This window comes from Pseudoalteromonas sp. SW0106-04, from assembly GCF_001293805.1.
GTDB classification, from domain to species: domain Bacteria; phylum Pseudomonadota; class Gammaproteobacteria; order Enterobacterales; family Alteromonadaceae; genus Pseudoalteromonas; species Pseudoalteromonas ruthenica.
The window spans coordinates 62,812-78,790 of the sequence record NZ_BCAI01000007.1 but is presented as its reverse complement, the minus strand read 5'-3'; the positions used below and the strand labels follow the sequence as shown (position 1 = coordinate 78,790).

General features: G+C 48.7%; 16 protein-coding genes. 3 read left to right on the top strand and 13 right to left on the bottom strand.

Features of this window, described 5'->3' with window-relative positions:
- Positions 1 to 19: 19 nt before the first annotated feature.
- On the bottom strand, positions 20 to 526 hold the full coding sequence (locus W04_RS09680) for a CinA family protein (RefSeq protein WP_053910685.1): 507 nt from the start codon (positions 524 to 526) through the stop codon (positions 20 to 22).
- Between the two features lie 24 nt (positions 527 to 550).
- On the opposite strand from W04_RS09680, the gene mutS reads away from it, so the two are divergent.
- Entirely contained in the window at positions 551 to 3,130 is a 2,580-nt protein-coding gene (gene mutS, locus W04_RS09675; protein WP_053910684.1) for a DNA mismatch repair protein MutS, read from the top strand.
- A 45-nt stretch (positions 3,131 to 3,175) separates the two neighbouring features.
- On the opposite strand, the gene W04_RS09670 is transcribed toward mutS, so the two are convergent.
- The 12 genes from W04_RS09670 to W04_RS09615 all read right to left on the bottom strand — a co-directional run bounded on the left by W04_RS09670 (position 3,176) and on the right by W04_RS09615 (position 13,671).
- Positions 3,176 to 5,680, bottom strand: a complete 2,505-nt coding sequence (locus W04_RS09670; RefSeq protein ID WP_231658102.1) for an Ig-like domain-containing protein — start codon at positions 5,678 to 5,680, stop codon at positions 3,176 to 3,178.
- A 329-nt stretch (positions 5,681 to 6,009) separates the two neighbouring features.
- On the bottom strand, positions 6,010 to 6,990 hold the full coding sequence (rpoS, locus tag W04_RS09665; protein ID WP_022946468.1) for an RNA polymerase sigma factor RpoS: 981 nt from the start codon (positions 6,988 to 6,990) through the stop codon (positions 6,010 to 6,012).
- Positions 6,991 to 7,057: 67 nt separating this feature from the next.
- Positions 7,058 to 7,906, bottom strand: coding sequence for a peptidoglycan DD-metalloendopeptidase family protein (locus W04_RS09660; RefSeq protein ID WP_053910682.1), 849 nt, complete (start codon positions 7,904 to 7,906; stop codon positions 7,058 to 7,060).
- A 3-nt stretch (positions 7,907 to 7,909) separates the two neighbouring features.
- Positions 7,910 to 8,488 (bottom strand): YqaA family protein, encoded by a 579-nt coding sequence (locus W04_RS09655; protein ID WP_053910681.1) that lies wholly within the window; start codon positions 8,486 to 8,488, stop codon positions 7,910 to 7,912.
- 10 nt (positions 8,489 to 8,498) lie between these two features.
- A complete protein-coding gene (locus tag W04_RS09650; RefSeq protein ID WP_053910680.1) occupies positions 8,499 to 9,137 on the bottom strand; it encodes a protein-L-isoaspartate(D-aspartate) O-methyltransferase in 639 nt (212 codons plus the stop codon).
- Positions 9,127 to 9,885 carry a 5'/3'-nucleotidase SurE gene (gene surE, locus W04_RS09645; RefSeq protein ID WP_053910679.1) on the bottom strand — a complete coding sequence of 253 codons (759 nt, stop codon included), beginning with the start codon at positions 9,883 to 9,885 and terminating at the stop codon, positions 9,127 to 9,129. Before surE ends, W04_RS09650 begins: the two co-directional genes overlap by 11 nt.
- Entirely contained in the window at positions 9,866 to 10,939 is a 1,074-nt protein-coding gene (gene truD / locus W04_RS09640; protein ID WP_053910678.1) for a tRNA pseudouridine(13) synthase TruD, read from the bottom strand. The genes surE and truD overlap by 20 nt, the downstream gene beginning before the upstream one ends.
- Positions 10,936 to 11,415, bottom strand: coding sequence for a 2-C-methyl-D-erythritol 2,4-cyclodiphosphate synthase (gene ispF, locus W04_RS09635; RefSeq protein WP_053910677.1), 480 nt, complete (start codon positions 11,413 to 11,415; stop codon positions 10,936 to 10,938). Before ispF ends, truD begins: the two co-directional genes overlap by 4 nt.
- The gene (gene ispD / locus W04_RS09630; protein WP_053910676.1) at positions 11,412 to 12,140 is read right to left on the bottom strand and encodes a 2-C-methyl-D-erythritol 4-phosphate cytidylyltransferase; all 729 of its coding nucleotides are present in this window, start codon (positions 12,138 to 12,140) and stop codon (positions 11,412 to 11,414) included. Before ispD ends, ispF begins: the two co-directional genes overlap by 4 nt.
- A gap of 16 nt (positions 12,141 to 12,156) precedes the next feature.
- Entirely contained in the window at positions 12,157 to 12,450 is a 294-nt protein-coding gene (ftsB, locus tag W04_RS09625; protein WP_022946460.1) for a cell division protein FtsB, read from the bottom strand.
- Positions 12,450 to 13,103: a hypothetical protein gene (locus W04_RS18975; protein WP_053910675.1), complete on the bottom strand. Its 654-nt coding sequence runs from the start codon at positions 13,101 to 13,103 to the stop codon at positions 12,450 to 12,452. The genes ftsB and W04_RS18975 overlap by 1 nt, the downstream gene beginning before the upstream one ends.
- 91 nt (positions 13,104 to 13,194) lie before the next feature.
- On the bottom strand, positions 13,195 to 13,671 hold the full coding sequence (locus tag W04_RS09615; protein WP_045978503.1) for a DUF2947 family protein: 477 nt from the start codon (positions 13,669 to 13,671) through the stop codon (positions 13,195 to 13,197).
- 143 nt (positions 13,672 to 13,814) lie between these two features.
- On the opposite strand from W04_RS09615, the gene W04_RS09610 reads away from it, so the two are divergent.
- Both W04_RS09610 and W04_RS09605 read left to right on the top strand, forming a co-directional pair.
- Positions 13,815 to 14,660 carry a MoxR family ATPase gene (locus W04_RS09610; protein ID WP_053910674.1) on the top strand — a complete coding sequence of 282 codons (846 nt, stop codon included), beginning with the start codon at positions 13,815 to 13,817 and terminating at the stop codon, positions 14,658 to 14,660.
- Positions 14,660 to 15,859, top strand: coding sequence for a VWA domain-containing protein (locus W04_RS09605; protein ID WP_053910673.1), 1,200 nt, complete (start codon positions 14,660 to 14,662; stop codon positions 15,857 to 15,859). Before W04_RS09610 ends, W04_RS09605 begins: the two co-directional genes overlap by 1 nt.
- Positions 15,860 to 15,979: the final 120 nt, after the last annotated feature.

Genomic DNA, 15,979 nt, shown 5'->3' with positions numbered 1-15,979 from the left:
ACTGTATGGAATTACAGTATCAAGCAGATTCTATAATTTTTACCGTCATCGCCAGAGCTTGAGCTATTGCTTGCTCGCGCACGTACGCGCGATCGCCGGTGAATACCTGCTGTTGCACGCTCACCTGCTGATTAAAGAACACCGCAAACCACACCAGTCCCACCGGTTTATCATCACTGCCGCCGTCGGGACCGGCAATGCCTGACGTGACTACCGCCACATCAGCCTCTGCGGCTTGTGCTGCGCCAATAGCCATTTCACGCACGGTTTGTTCACTTACCGCGCCATAATCGGCCAATGTTTGCTTGCTCACGCCCAAGCGCTCGTGCTTAGCTTCATTGGAATAAGTCACCATCGCTTCGGCAAAATAACGCGAGCTGCCGGGGGTATCGGTAATGGCATAAGCAATGCCCCCCCCGGTGCATGATTCAGCGGTAGTGATCATCATCTGCTTATCCGCTAGAATAGCGCCGAGCTGGGCAGCAAGGGTTTTCGTATTGTTCGTTGACTGGTGCTGTAAATTCATAACCATCCTTATTCGAGTGCGTGCATGTCAGCAAATCTCTACAGTGAAGATAATATAAAACAACAAACCCCGATGATGCAGCAATACCTGCGAATAAAAGCGCAACATCCCGATATTTTGCTGTTTTATCGTATGGGCGATTTTTATGAGCTGTTTTTTGATGATGCCATTCGCTCCGCCGAGTTACTTGATATATCACAGACCTATCGTGGCAAAGCCGGCGGCGAACCTATTCCCATGGCTGGTGTCCCCTACCATGCGGTGGAAAACTACCTCGCTCGCCTAGTACAGCTCGGTGAGTCGGTGGCCATTTGCGAACAAGTGGGCGATCCGGCAACCAGCAAAGGCCCGGTTGAGCGCAAAGTCGTGCGTATTGTCACCCCGGGCACCATCACCGACGAAGCGCTACTAAAAGAGCGTCAAGACAACTTATTAGTCAGTGTGTATAAAAACCCACAAGGCCGTTTTGGCGTTGCCTATTTAGATATCAACTCCGGACGCTTTAATGTCGTTGAATGTGCTGACAATGACGCATTTAAATCCACTTTGCAACGCCTTAACCCGGCCGAACTGCTCTATCCAGAAACCTTTGCTGATATGGCGCTTATAGAGCATATTAAAGGCACTCGTCGACGCCCGGAATGGGAATTCGATTTAGATACTGCCGTTACCGCACTATGTCAGCAATTTGGCACCCAAGACTTGATTGGCTTTGGTGTTCATGAAGCGAAGTTAGCACTGACTGCCGCTGGCTGCCTATTACAGTATGTCAAAGACACGCAACGTACCGCCCTGCCCCATATTAAAGGCATTAGTCTCGAGCAAGATACGCAGGCCGTGGTACTCGACAGCGCCACGCGCAAAAACCTTGAGCTGACGCAAAACCTTGGTGGCGGTTTGGAAAACACTCTCGCGGCCGTGCTCGACAAAACAGCAACGCCTATGGGCTCGCGGTTATTGAAACGTCGCATTCATAACCCTATTCGCTGTCGCAAGGAGCTCAACCTTCGTCTTAATGCCATTAGCACCATCATCGACCAAGCCTGGCATATGGAGTTGCAGCCACTGCTGCGTGCTGTAGGCGATGTTGAGCGTATCGTTGCCCGATTAGCGCTAGGCAATGCGCGTCCACGCGATCTGTCTCGCTTGCGCGCAGCGCTGGAGCAACTGCCTGAGCTACAGAATATGTTAGCGACCAGTCAGTGCCAGCGGATAAAACAAATTGCCACCGCCAGTCATCCCAATGATGAACTACTTCAATTACTGACACGCGCCATTGTTGATAACCCACCGGTGTTGATCCGCGATGGTGGAGTCATTGCTGAGGGTTACAATGATGAGCTCGACCATTGGCGTAATCTCTCGCAAGGGGCCACCGATGTGCTCACCGCCATGGAAGAGCGAGAGCGCGAGAGCACCGGTATTAGTACTTTGAAAATTGGCTACAACAAGGTGCATGGCTTTTATATCGATATCAGCCGCGCCAACTCTCACTTAGTGCCAAGCCACTATATCCGCCGTCAGACCCTAAAAAATAACGAGCGCTATATTATCCCCGAGCTCAAAGAGCACGAAGATAAGGTGCTAGGTAGCCAAACTAAAGCGCTGGCGCTGGAAAAGCAGCTCTATGATGAGCTATTCACCCTCATTGCCCCGCACCTGGATGCATTGCAACAATTGGCGGCGGCATTAAGTGAATTAGACGTTCTGAATAACCTAGCTGAACGCGCGCAGACGCTCAACTACGCAAAACCCGAGCTGCACGAAGGCGACGGCATCGCCATCAGTGAAGGACGTCACCCTGTGGTTGAGCAGGTGATGACAGACCCCTTTATTGCCAACCCGGTGGAGCTCAATAATCAACGCCGAATGTTGATGATAACCGGCCCGAATATGGGCGGTAAATCAACCTATATGCGCCAAACGGCACTGATTGTGTTAATGGCTCATATTGGCAGCTTTGTGCCAGCGGCACAGGCGCAAATCGGCTTGGTCGATCGTATTTTCACCCGTATCGGTGCCAGCGACGATCTCGCCTCTGGCCGCTCGACCTTTATGGTTGAGATGACCGAAACAGCCACCATTTTAAACAATGCCACGGCCCACTCGCTGGTGTTAATGGATGAGATTGGTCGCGGTACCAGTACCTATGACGGTTTGTCGCTCGCCTATGCCACGGCAGATTACCTGGCTCACAAAATTAATGCCAAAACCTTATTTGCCACCCATTACTTTGAGCTTACAGAGCTTGCCGAGCATGAATCAGGGTTGGTAAACGTGCACTTAGATGCCATTGAACACAACGATACCATTGCCTTTATGCATAAAGTCTTAGAAGGCCCTGCAAGTAAGAGTTTTGGCTTACAGGTCGCGGCATTAGCGGGCGTGCCTAAGGCGGTGATCAACAGTGCTAAACGCAAACTCAAACAATTAGAGCAACAACCAGCAATTAACGCCAACACCTCAAGCACACAAGCGCAGCTGGATTTATTGGCGGAGCCCGAGCCCAGTGAGGTTGAAAATGAGCTCAGTAATATTAACCCCGACGATCTAAGCCCGCGTCAGGCTCATGAGTTGTTATACCGGTTAAAAGAGCTGCTATAGAAACGATAAAGCCCGCAATTAAGCGGGCTTTTTTATATCTCAGGGTTATTGACCATTGTTCATCTGGGTGAGTTTATCGCCAATGGGACCAGAGAAATTGTAACCATCGTACTTATCCCAGTTTATCGACCAGGTCATTACCCCGCCAAAGTGTGGATATGGGTTACTGGGTGTAATGGTGCCACATGCTTGCCCCTTGGTTAAGCAATCCAACGCATCAATAATGTTTTGCGTGGGTGCTTGCCCTGAATTAGCCGATTGCGGCCCAGACGGCAGACCGATAGCGACTTGATCATCACGTAGCGGCGCAAATTGTTGACCATTAGCAAGGGTAAATCCTTCTATCAACATTTTCGCATGCGCGACCATCATGTTGACCGACCCTTCAGGTGCCGAGCCCGGCTCATAAGGATTAGGTAATCCACCATTGTTGTAGAGTTGCACATGGAGTAAATCCAGGGTATCGCGCACATCGTCAATGAGCGGAATATACGCCCCCCAAATGCCAGAATAAGCGACCATGCCCCCGTGAACATAAGGGTGCTCCGGAGCCATTGTAAGATACATATCGCCCCCCATGTTTTGCTCAATTTGCTTTAGGGCACGTCCTAAACGCGCTTGGATCTGTGAGCCATGAACCAGGTTGGAACCACTCTCGTAATCGACATCTAGGCCATCAAAGCCCCATTCATTGATGATGTTGGTCAAACTGGCGACAAAGTTCGCCTCATCACTATCCGTCTCTAGGGTAATCGTGCCTTCGGCGCCGCCAAGGCTCAATACCACGACCTTTCCTTGTGCTTGTAAATCTTTTATGTCTTGCTTAAATTTAACCGGGTCTATCGGCGGACAATCGGAACGAATATCCTCTTCAAAGGGGTGAAAGACAACTTTACCGGTGGCATTGCGGTCATTCTCAGCAAAGGCAATATCGATGATATCCCAAGCACTGGAAATATCAGACAAGGGGATAGGACAGCCTGCCGGATTAACGAAGTTATGCCAATAACCGATGAGCTTATGTTTTTTCCCCGCTGGGGTATCAATCACATTAATTGTCGCGGCCGTGCTTTGTGCGCTGTTACCTTGAGAGTCATTGGCAAGGGCGCTAACTGCATACTGGCCTAAACTCGCGGGGGTATAATTCAGCGTATAAGGGGCACTGCTATCACTGCCAACGATTTGCCCATTCACAGCAAAGCTCACCTCGGTAATACTGCCGAGCGCTGAGCTTGCATCAGCAGCCAGTGTCAGGCTTTGCCCTAAGCGTAGCTGCTCTGCGCTGGCAGGAGAGGTCAAGCTCACCACCAAGGGCTGATCAGTGACAGTGACCAGCACTGACTGCTCGCTAAGGTTGCCTTCATTGTCACTAGCGGCAACGGTCACCACCGTCTCACCGAGCCCTTGCACTTGCCATGTAGTTTGGTAAGGCGCGCTCGTGTCTGTGGCGATAACATTGCCTGCAACAGAGAATTCAACCGCACTGACACTGCCGTCACTGTCGCTAACATCGGCGCTAATAACCGTACTTTGCCCTTGCAATAAAGTGGCATTGGCACTAGGCGAGGTAATGGTGATATCCGGCGCAATTGCGCATATACCAAGATCGGTCCAAGCATCCTGCCAGTGCTGGCCGACTCCAGGTTCATATGCCCAAGCCGAGCTTGAAGAACACCAACCAGCGACGTCACAGCGATAAGCGTGATTAACATTTTCGACGGTATCCCCTTGGCTATAACTGGTGCCTGCAACATAACTAGGCGTGCCTTGACAGATGCCTGCTGCGACCGCATCAATGTTGACTTGCACACTGGCACTCATACTCTGGGCACCGATATCATCGGTGGCTTTGGCTTGAAACTGATGAAGCCCTGACTCGGCCTGCCATTGTATAGAATAGGGCGCACTAGTATCGGTACCAACTTGTACTTGATCAACATAAAAATCTACCGCCGTAACAACACCATCACTGTCATCGGCATTAGCGCTCAAGGTTACTTGCTCACCGCTACGCGCTTGCGTTTGCGTCGTCGGCGCAGTTAAGGTCACTATCGGCGCAGCATTCCCATCAGCGGGGAGCACCGAAATCTGTACTTCAGCGCTGACGCCCTCGCCTTGCTGATCATCTCGCGCCTGAGCGAGCAAAGTATGCTCTCCAGCCAAGGCTTGCCAATTTAGCTCAAAAGGAGCGGCATTATCGACACCCAGTGAAACTCCATTGATGAAAAACTCAACGGCGCTGATACTGCCATCACTGTCGCTTGCTTGCGCCTTAAGGACAACGCTGTCATTTTCACCAAAAGAACTATTGTTAAGAGGCGAAGTAAGCTCGACTATTGGCGTTTGGTTGGCACCATCGCATTGACCCAGTAAACGCCATTGCTGCCAGTCTCCTGAGTGAGTGGCTGGGTCTTGATTTTGCGTCCACCAGTTCGCTTCATATGCTTTGTCTTGGTATACAACCTGAGCACCACTGTTATAGGCATCATCGCTATTCCATGGCATCAGTGTACTGCAGTCTAAGGCCCAAGTCACAGTGGGCGCCGCCATGAGTGCTGCCACTACAGCTGGTATATATCGCCGATAGGATTTCATAAATCACCTCGTTTGTTTTTTAATCAGGTCCAGACTAACCAAAACAAACATGTTAATCAATTGTGTATTTTTTGTTTTACTTAAAGCCATTATTAACAATCGACGAATATCAAAAGAAAGGACTTGAGTGAGCTTGAATTTATCTCAGCACAAAAGGGTACGTTAACAATGAGTGTTGGAGTATCTGGGAAAGTTCTTGGGCTGCGAGGCCTTTTGTATGTTGCCCAGCTAATTAAGTGCATAAAAAAGCCGCCTTAAAAAGGCGGCTTGTGGGTAATCAGTCATTACATTTGTTCAAATAGACTCTCGGTGTTAAGCCCTTCGTGATGGAGCATATCTTTTAATCGGCGCAATGCCTCCACTTGAATTTGTCTTACCCGCTCTCGGGTGAGGCCAATTTCTCGGCCTACGTCCTCAAGGGTGGATGGCTCGTATCCTAATAAACCAAAGCGTCGAGCCAAAACTTCCCGCTGTTTAGGGTTTAGCTCATCAAGCCAATGCACGATATGATCGTTGATATCTTTACTTTGCACTTCCCCTTCGGGACCACTGCCCTTCTCATCGGCAATAATGTCCAGTAATGCTTTATCGTTGTCACCACCAATCGGGGTATCAACAGAGGAAATCTTTTCGTTTAAACGCAACATTTTAGTCACGTCTTCTACTGGTCGGTCTAAACGCTCTGCAATTTCTTCTGCAGTTGGTTCATGATCCAGTTGCTGCGTCAGTTCACGGGCCGTACGCAAGTAAACATTAAGCTCTTTAACCACGTGAATCGGTAGGCGAATAGTGCGTGTCTGGTTCATTATCGCACGCTCTATGGTTTGTCGTATCCACCATGTTGCATAAGTTGAAAAGCGAAAACCGCGCTCTGGATCAAACTTCTCCACGGCGCGGATCAGCCCCAGATTACCTTCCTCAATCAGATCGAGTAACGCTAAACCACGATTATTGTAACGTCGGGCAATTTTCACAACCAGGCGTAGGTTGCTCTCAATCATGCGTTTTCTTGACGCTTCGCAGCCGCGTAAGGCTTTACGTGCAAAGTAGACTTCTTCCTCGGCGCTTAACAGCGGCGAAAAGCCAATTTCACTTAGGTAAAGTTGCGTTGCATCGAGGTTTTTAACATTATCGTCCTTGGCGAAGATCTCTTCCTCAGCATTACTTTCCTCTACTTGCTCTAGGAGTTCTTCCTTTGGTTCGTCGATAACATTTGTATCAGTGGCGTTGTCTTGTGTGGTTTCAAGTTTTGCAGTGTGACCCATCAGAGTACCCTCCGGTGTAGCGCGGTAAAAATCCCAAACACCTTACTACTGTTTCGTGCTTGTAAAGCTAGGGTAAGTACTTGCTCGGATTGACTGCTTTGCCTCGATACCGGATTTCAAAACGAAGAGCGGTAACAGGGGACTCAGAGCTGCCCATCTCGGCAATCTTTTGCCCAGCTTTGACATCCTGTTTTTCCTGTACTAGTAAACGCGAATTGTGTGCGTACGCACTAAGATAATCATCGTTATGTTTCACTATGATTAAATTACCGTATCCCCGTAGCGCATCACCCGCATACACGACCACACCATCGGCGGCAGCACGAACAGAAGTCCCTGCTCGATTGGCTATCTGCACCCCTTTATAGCCATTTTCTTTATTAGAGAAACGCTGCGTGACCTTTCCCTGTGCTGGCCATTGCCAGCTCAAATTTTGAGCTAACTTGTTAGCAGAACTTACTTTTTTGCTAACAGTTTTTTTACTAGGTTGTTTTCGAACATACTCCCGTTGTATCGGCTTCGCAACCTCTTTCTTTAATTTTTTGTTATTTTTTTGTGTTGATTTTGTAGACTTTTTACTCGAGTTACGATATTTTTCTCGCTTTTTCTTTTTTAGCCATTGCGACTCGATGTAAATCAACTGCTTTGGGTAAATAGTGTACGGCGGCTTAATACCATTGATTTGCGCGATTTCCCGAACATCTTTGTTAGCACTAAAAGCAATGGCGTAGAGGGTATCGCCTTTTTGCACACGGTAGTGCTCCCCGGTGATATGAATTTTTCGTGACACTTTGGCCCGACCAGTGTCCAAGACAGAAACCGGTGCGGGTGTATTTCGAGACGAGCAAGCGCTCAATAACAAGCAAACCAGTATTATCACACTAGTGCATTTCACTTGCATAAAGCGCCCTTGCATAGCTTAGCGGTAAACCAAATATAAACCGATGGCCAAGCTAACTACAAGCCAACCAAGCACTTCCACGTATTGTCGCAGTTTTTGCTCCATACGCGCTCCTCCCCACTTCATCAATGCAGCGACAAGAAAAAAGCGTGCACCTCGACCTACTGCCGATGCCACCAAGAAAGGTAAAAAGGCCATCTGCAATAAACCAGCGCCTATGGTAAAGACCTTGTAAGGTATTGGCGAGAAGCCAGCTATGAATACCACCCACACGCCATAATGTTCAAACCAAGCGAGTGCTTGGGCAAATTTATCTTGCCAACCCATAGAATGGATAAATGGTTCAACTAAGGGTTCAAATAACCAAAAACCAAGAAGATAACCTAGTACTCCGCCAATAACAGAGGCTAAGGTGGTCAAAATAGCGAAACGCCAAGCTTGTGAAGTTTTCGCTAAGCACATCGGTGCCAACATGACGTCAGGGGGGACGGGGAAAAATACCGATTCGGCAAAGCTCATTCCTGCTAAGTAGCGCTCAGCATGTCGATGAGCGGCCCAACGCAATGCGGCATCGTACAAAGGGGTAAATAACTGCAAGAAAACTTCCTTATATTATGTCGCCAGGTACCAAGGGCACAAAACGTACATCGGCCATAACTTGTTGATTAAATTGATTTCCATGGCGAGTATATACCATTAGCTTTTGTTCAGCATCGCCTATTGGCACAATCATCACACCACCGTCATCAAGCTGCTGGAGCAGCTGCTCGGGAACACTGGATGCTGCGGCAGTCACTATAATACCCTGAAATGGCGCTTGAGATGCCCAACCTTGCCAACCGTCACCATGCTTCATGCTGACGTTATACAAATCAAGCTGATGCAAGCGGCGTTTTGCTTGCCACTGCAACGCCTTGATACGCTCTACCGAGTACACCTTGTCAAACAGCTGTGCCAATATAGCGCTTTGATAACCAGAACCTGTACCTATCTCCAACACCTTAGAGTTCACGCCATGCTGGCGCAGCAGTGCGGTCATCTGCGCGACGATAAAGGGTTGCGAGATCGTTTGCCCTTGGCCGATTGGTAAAGCGGTATTCTGATAGGCTTTATGTTTTAGCACCTCATCTATAAATACATGCCGAGGGGTGTGTGCTATAACCTCAAGCACGCGCTGATCAGTCACCCCCTCTTTGGCCAACAACTCTGCCAATGAACTTGCACTGCGTTGCAGATTACCGATCATCACCAGACTCCAACAGCCATTCCTGCAAGGGGGTAATGCTTTCATGAGCGGTCATATCCACACTCATTGGCGTCACTGCGGCATAACCTTGACGAATTGCATCAAAATCAGTGCCCGCCCCCGCATCTAGTTCAGGGCCAAGCGAGCCATACCAATACACCTTCCGACCCCAAGGGTCACGCTGTGCGGTCATGGTTTCCGCTTTATGACGAGCACCCAATCGCGTTACTTTAATGCCTCTAAGTTCACGGTAAGGCACATCAGGAACATTGATATTAATAATTTGGTCTTTCGGTAATGGGTGGCTCTTGAGCTTTTTGATTATATCAACCGTCACTTGTGCTGCCGTCTCAAAGTGCTCACACTCTGGTCCTACAAGCGACACAGCAATGGCTGGTAAGCCCATGTGTCGGCCTTCGGTGGCGGCGGCCACAGTGCCAGAATAGAGGGTGTCATCACCCAAATTAGCACCATGGTTTACGCCCGCGACAACTAAGTCCGGTTGTTGCGCCAATAATGCATTCAAAGCAACGTGTACACAGTCGGTCGGCGTGCCATTGATACTGATAAAACCATTGTCTAGCTTGTGGGCACGCAGTGGGTTCATTAACGTCAATGAGTTACTGGCACCACTGCAGTTTCGATCGGGTGCCACCACATCAACCTCAGCAATTTGCTGCAACGCTTGATATAAAGCGGCTATTCCTTTGGCATGCACACCATCATCATTACTTAGCAATATTCTCATCGTGATTCCTTGTAATACTGTTCTCACTTTGTCGATAGTCAACCAGCTCTCTGAGTAACGCCGTAGCAAAACAGCCTTTTTTTAGACTAAAACTCAGCTCTATGACATTCTCGCTTGGCGCTGCGACAGTTAAGTTTTCAGGGTAAAGACGCAGCATACGACGCTCCCCTTTAAGCCCTAATTGTGCCAATCCCGTGCACCAATCATTAAATGGTGCCAACCATTGACGCTCTTGCGCCACTAGTGCCTTATCCCCCTTACCCACCATGGGGGCAGACAGCTCAATATCACCTTGTACTAAGCGGGTGATGTTCTCAGGAGTAATGGCATCAGTGAAAAAGGCGTTACTGCCACTGAGCATAAACACTTCATGTTGCAGGGTTTTGGCAAGGCCATGCTCGGCTACTCGCAAACTAACGATCTGATTAAAAATGTAAGACCGGGCGGCGGAAATCACCATCGAGCGCAGCTTTTTATCGCGGATACGCTCACCTTGGAACATCCGCTGCGCCATGGTGAGATTATGCCCGCCATGACCAAAACGTTGCTCTCCAAAGTAATTGGGCACTCCCTGACGCACGGCGTTAATACGACTAAGCACCGCTAGTGGCTCATCTACCTCACGCAAGCGTATTTTAAAGTGATTCCCTCGATGGCAACCGAGACGCAAACGGCGACCATGGCGTTGCTGCTCAGTAACAAAGATTGACTCATCATTTAGGGCACTGAAGTCAATATGCTTCTTTATCGGAACAGGAACACTAAACCACTGGCTACACACACCTTGGCGGTCTTTTTGCCCGGCGTAAGCCACCTCTCTAGGAGCCACTTGTGCGAGCTTGGCAATGACTTTGGCGACCGCCTGTGTGTTAACACCACGTTTGATTATATGAATACAAACATGCTCACCTTCACCATCGAGCTCAAATCCAAGCTCTTCGTCGACCATAAAGTCTTCGGCGTGCTCTTTAAACAGCGCTTTTGCGCTTGGCTTGCCGTATAAATAGTTTAGCTCAGCTAAAGGCTGCTCCCAGGGTGATACTGCGTCACTCATGACGATTCGACCAACAGTGCCACCGCATGACTGGCTATCCCTTCTTTGCGCCCTGCGAAACCGAGCTTTTCAGTGGTCGTTGCCTTAACATTGACCTGATCCATGCGTACCTGTAAATCATCGGCTAAACATTGGCGCATAGCATCAATATGAGGGCGCATTTTCGGTGCTTGAGCGACAATGGTGACATCAACATTGCCCACCGCATAGCCCTTATTATTCACTTCCTGCATCACTCGGCGCAGCAGTATACGGCTATCAATACCAGCAAATTCGGCACTGGTATCAGGAAAATGTTTGCCGATATCCCCCAATGCCAACGCCCCGAGTAGGGCATCACATAAGGCATGAATAGCAACATCGCCATCGGAGTGGGCAATAAAGCCTTGCTCATAATCGATGCTCACGCCGGCAATCACTAGCGGCCCTTCACCACCAAAGCGGTGTACATCATAGCCATGACCAATGCGGATCATACAAACTCCGTTACTTGTTGGGCCAAAAGAAAGTTTGCTAACTGTAAGTCTTCTGGCGTGGTTATTTTGAAATTATCACTGCGTCCGGTGATTAAGCGTACCGGATGTCCAGCCCACTCCATGGCTGATGCTTCGTCAGTAATGTTGGCACCCGCAGCGAGCGCATCGCGCAGCGCTTGGCGCAAGAGCTCATAAGGAAAGAATTGCGGCGTCAACGCTTGATATAAATGCTCTCGCGGTATGGTCATGTCGATAAATTCGCCATCATCTTCACTATTGCACCCGCGCTTGCAGCCGCGCTTTATCGTATCGCGCACCTTGGCGGCCAAAATACCCCCTTGCTTTGCAGCGCAGCATTGCGCTATCAGATTCTCGATGTCATGTGCACACACTAAAGGACGTGCCGCATCATGCACCAAGACCCAATCAGGGCTTTGTTGCTCTATGGCATCCAGCGCCGCCAACACTGAGTCTGCGCGCTCACGGCCTCCAGCGACAGTACTAATAACCTGTTTATTGATGGCGAGCGTGGAAAAGTAATCATCAGCCGCACTAATGGCCACTTTAATGGCGCTGATCTCGCCAACTTTCATAAGCTTATTCAGGGTATGCTCTAAGACTGTTTTGCCCTGCAGTTCGATGTATTGCTTGGGTGTGCTTGATTGCATTCGGGAGCCCACTCCCGCAGCGGGAACGATGGCAACAATGCGAGGTTGTGTCGTCATATAAATTCAGTAACTATTATTCTTTTCTAAGCGATTGCTTGCTCGGTAAAACGCGGTAAAACACCTCACCGGGTTTGATCATCCCCAGTTCGTGGCGGGCCCGCTCTTCTACCCCCTCCAAATCCAACTTCAGGTCCTGGATATCTGCCTCAAGCAGTTTATTACGTTTACTTAATTGTTGATTAGTAAGCTCATGGCTGGCGACCGCTTTACGCAGTCGGGTGTAATCCTCAATGCCATTATGACCAAACCATAACAGATACTGTAAGTAAAAAAACAAAGCCACGAGGCCTAATTGAAATAGGCGCATTATGTATCCTTTACAGGCAATGGTTGCCTGAAGTTTTTCCAGTTTATTCGTGTTGTTAACAGCATTTCCCGCAAGCTTAATGTGCGCGGCGATGTGACCTTGTGTTGCTGCCAACGGTGGCCACAGCAGGCCGGCGTAAAATGCTTCTTGCTAGGCCATAACAGCATCACTTTTTGATGTTGTATGCGGCTATCTTGATACTGACCCTGCAAATCAAACCACCCGCTTTGATTACAATGCACTCGGTTACTACTGACTTGATCAAGCGTATCGAGCATTACATACTGCATTCCTTGCTGCGCCACCAATACCGGGACTAACATGCCAATTTGCGCAAAGCGACTATAAAACGCATGATTTTTCTCGCTATCTGGTACTGGCGCCTTAGTGGCCTGCTTGGCAATCCAACTGCCATTTTGCCCATCTAAGGTTAACGGGCTATGACCACGAACGATGTGAAACGCCGCGCGCTCGACATAATAAGGTAAGCTGGCTAGCATACGCGCCACACGAGCCGCATCACCGCTAGGTTCTAGGTGCTGGCTTAAGCGCTGTAGTTCTCGAGCATAAAAGGCATTACACAACTCAGCATAGAGCACCCGCTGCTGATCCAGCGCAAATAAATCGGCCTGCTGCGATGACGGTTGCTGCACAATACCTCCTAGTCGTAGAGGTTAAGTTTATACCATAGTTGTGCAAAATTTGAGAAGCATGATATCTGTCCGATGCTTCAAGATACTCGCGCTATTTCGGTTGCTCACCCAGGCGGGCAAAACCTGTTTCCATGAATTGCACCACTTGAGGGCGTTTTTTGCCAATCAAAATGCTGCCATCAGCTAAAAACATAAAGTTTTGCCAATGTTGTTTAAACACATCAAACCGAGTTTCGATAACCTCATCACGGCTATTACAAAAATAGACTGTGGTGTTGTCTTGCCAATCTAAATGACTAAGAATCGGCTCAGGGATTGCTGTTTCATCTTCGAATGCCTGCTCCCAAAACACTTCTTGCGCTTGCCAGTGCTGCGCTTGGCATAACCAATCATCTTCGCTAAAAAAGTCCGGGTGGTCCTTATCCCGACTGATAAAGGTCGACCACAGCACCGCTGAACGGGTTGGCGTCATCGGTTTTATCTGCGCCAACTGTTGTGGGGCTATCAATAGCTCTTGGTGCTTAAACACCCAAGCCTTTGCGTATTCATCCAAACACAAATAATTCATTCAATATGGCAACTTATCGCAGCGCGAAACAATATCGGCCATTATACCTGTGTTAGCGAGCGCTGTCACAGCATGACTTGGTGTACAAATCGAACTATGGCAGACTAAGCACATTGATGTCAGACCAGTAATAGGATTATTCCGTGCATTTCGATTCTACCGACCACTACATTGCCAGTAGCGCCTTAAAACAAGCGGTTAACGCAGCTGTTGCCCTACAAAAGCCGCTGCTGATCAAAGGCGAACCCGGAACAGGAAAAACCTTATTGGCTGAAGAGCTTGCAAAAAGCGTAGGCAGTGAACTGATTCAGTGGCATATAAAGTCCACCACCAAAGCGCAGCAAGGGCTCTACGAATATGATGCGGTATCTCGCCTTCGTGACTCGCAACTAGGTGATGAGCGTGTCCATGATATCGGCAATTACATAGTTAAAGGGAAGTTATGGCAAGCGTTTGCGAGCGATGAACAAGGTCCGCGCCCGGTGCTGTTAATTGATGAAATCGACAAGGCCGACATCGAGTTTCCGAACGATTTACTGCTAGAGCTCGATAAGATGGAGTTTTTTGTCTATGAAACCGGTGAGCGCGTAGTCGCTAAACAACGCCCTATTGTCATTATCACCTCCAACAATGAAAAAGAACTTCCCGATGCCTTTTTACGCCGTTGCTTTTTCCACTACATCGACTTCCCAAGTCCAGAAGAAATGCAGCAAATTGTCGATGTTCACTACCCCGACATTAAGCAAACGCTATTGCGTGAGGCGCTAGAGGTATTTTTTGGCTTGCGCCAAGTTGATGGCTTAAAGAAAAAGCCCTCCACCAGCGAGCTTCTCGACTGGCTTAAATTGTTAATGGCTGAAGACATCAGTCCCGAGGTGCTACAACAAAGCGCAGATAAAGGCGGGTTAATGCCATTATTTGGTGCCCTGCTTAAAAACGAGCAGGATGTATCGTTAATTGAAAAGCTTGCGTTTATGAGCCGCCGCTAATGTTAATTGAGTTCTTCTTCACCCTGCGTAAGTATCGCTTGCCTGTCAGCCTGCGTGAGTTGCTGGATTTGTTAGCAGCCCTCAAAGCGGGCGTAGTATTTGCCGATACCGAAGGTTTCTATCACCTTGCTCGCACTGTTATGGTCAAAGATGAAACTCATTTCGACCGTTTTGATAAAGCCTTTGCCGACTATTTCGAAGGCATAGAAGATATCGATTTACTCGAGGCGCTGAAAGCCCAGCATACGCTTCCAGATGAGTGGCTACGCAAAGAGTTTGAAAAGCACTTAAGCGCTGCAGAAAAAGAACAAATAGAGGCCATGGGCGGTTTAGATAAGCTCATGGAAGAATTAAAGAAACGCTTTGAGGAACAACAAAAGCGCCATGCCGGTGGTAATAAATGGATAGGTACCGGCGGCACCTCGCCCTTTGGCGCCTTTGGCTACAACCCCGAGGGCATTCGCATTGGCCAACCTGGGTCACGGCAGCGCCGCGCGGTAAAAGTGTGGGATAAACGCCAGTATCGTAACCTCGATAGTAGCGCAGATATCAGCTCTCGGACCATGAAGCTGGCATTGAAAAAACTGCGTAAGTTTGCCCGTACCGGAGCCAGCGATACCCTAGATTTACCTGAGACTATTCGGGCAACGGCGAAACAAGGGGGCATGTTGGATGTAAAAATGGCCCCCGAGCGCCACAACGCCGTAAATGTCATTATGCTGTTCGATATTGGCGGCTCCATGGATGACCATATTCACCTATGCGAACAGTTATTTAGCGCCGCTCATGGTGAGTTTAAGCACCTGGAGTTCTTTTACTTCCATAACTGCGTGTATGAACATCTATGGCAAGACAATGACCGTCGTCACGACCAAGTCATTGATACTCACAACCTGATGCAGCGCTTTGGCAGCGATTACAAAGTCATCTTTGTCGGTGATGCCACCATGGGTCCTTACGAGATAGCCTACCCGGGAGGCAGCGTTGAGCACTGGAATGAAGAGCCTGGCGCGTTATGGCTGCAGCGTATTACCCAACATTTTGACAAAGTGGTGTGGCTTAACCCACAGCCACAATCGCATTGGCGTTATTACCACTCCATCGAGATGATAGACCAACTCATGGCAAGCAATGAGCAAAGCCGCATGTTTCCGCTCACCCTTGATGGTATTAGTGCAGCAATTAAAGCGCTAACTTAAGCGCTCATTGTAAACAACTTTATTCGCTTAGTTTTTGTGACTTAATAGCGAAAGTGTCGCCACATGTTGTATTTAGAATCCTAAACAGCTCTAATACGACAGCACATAGATAGTGTTGAA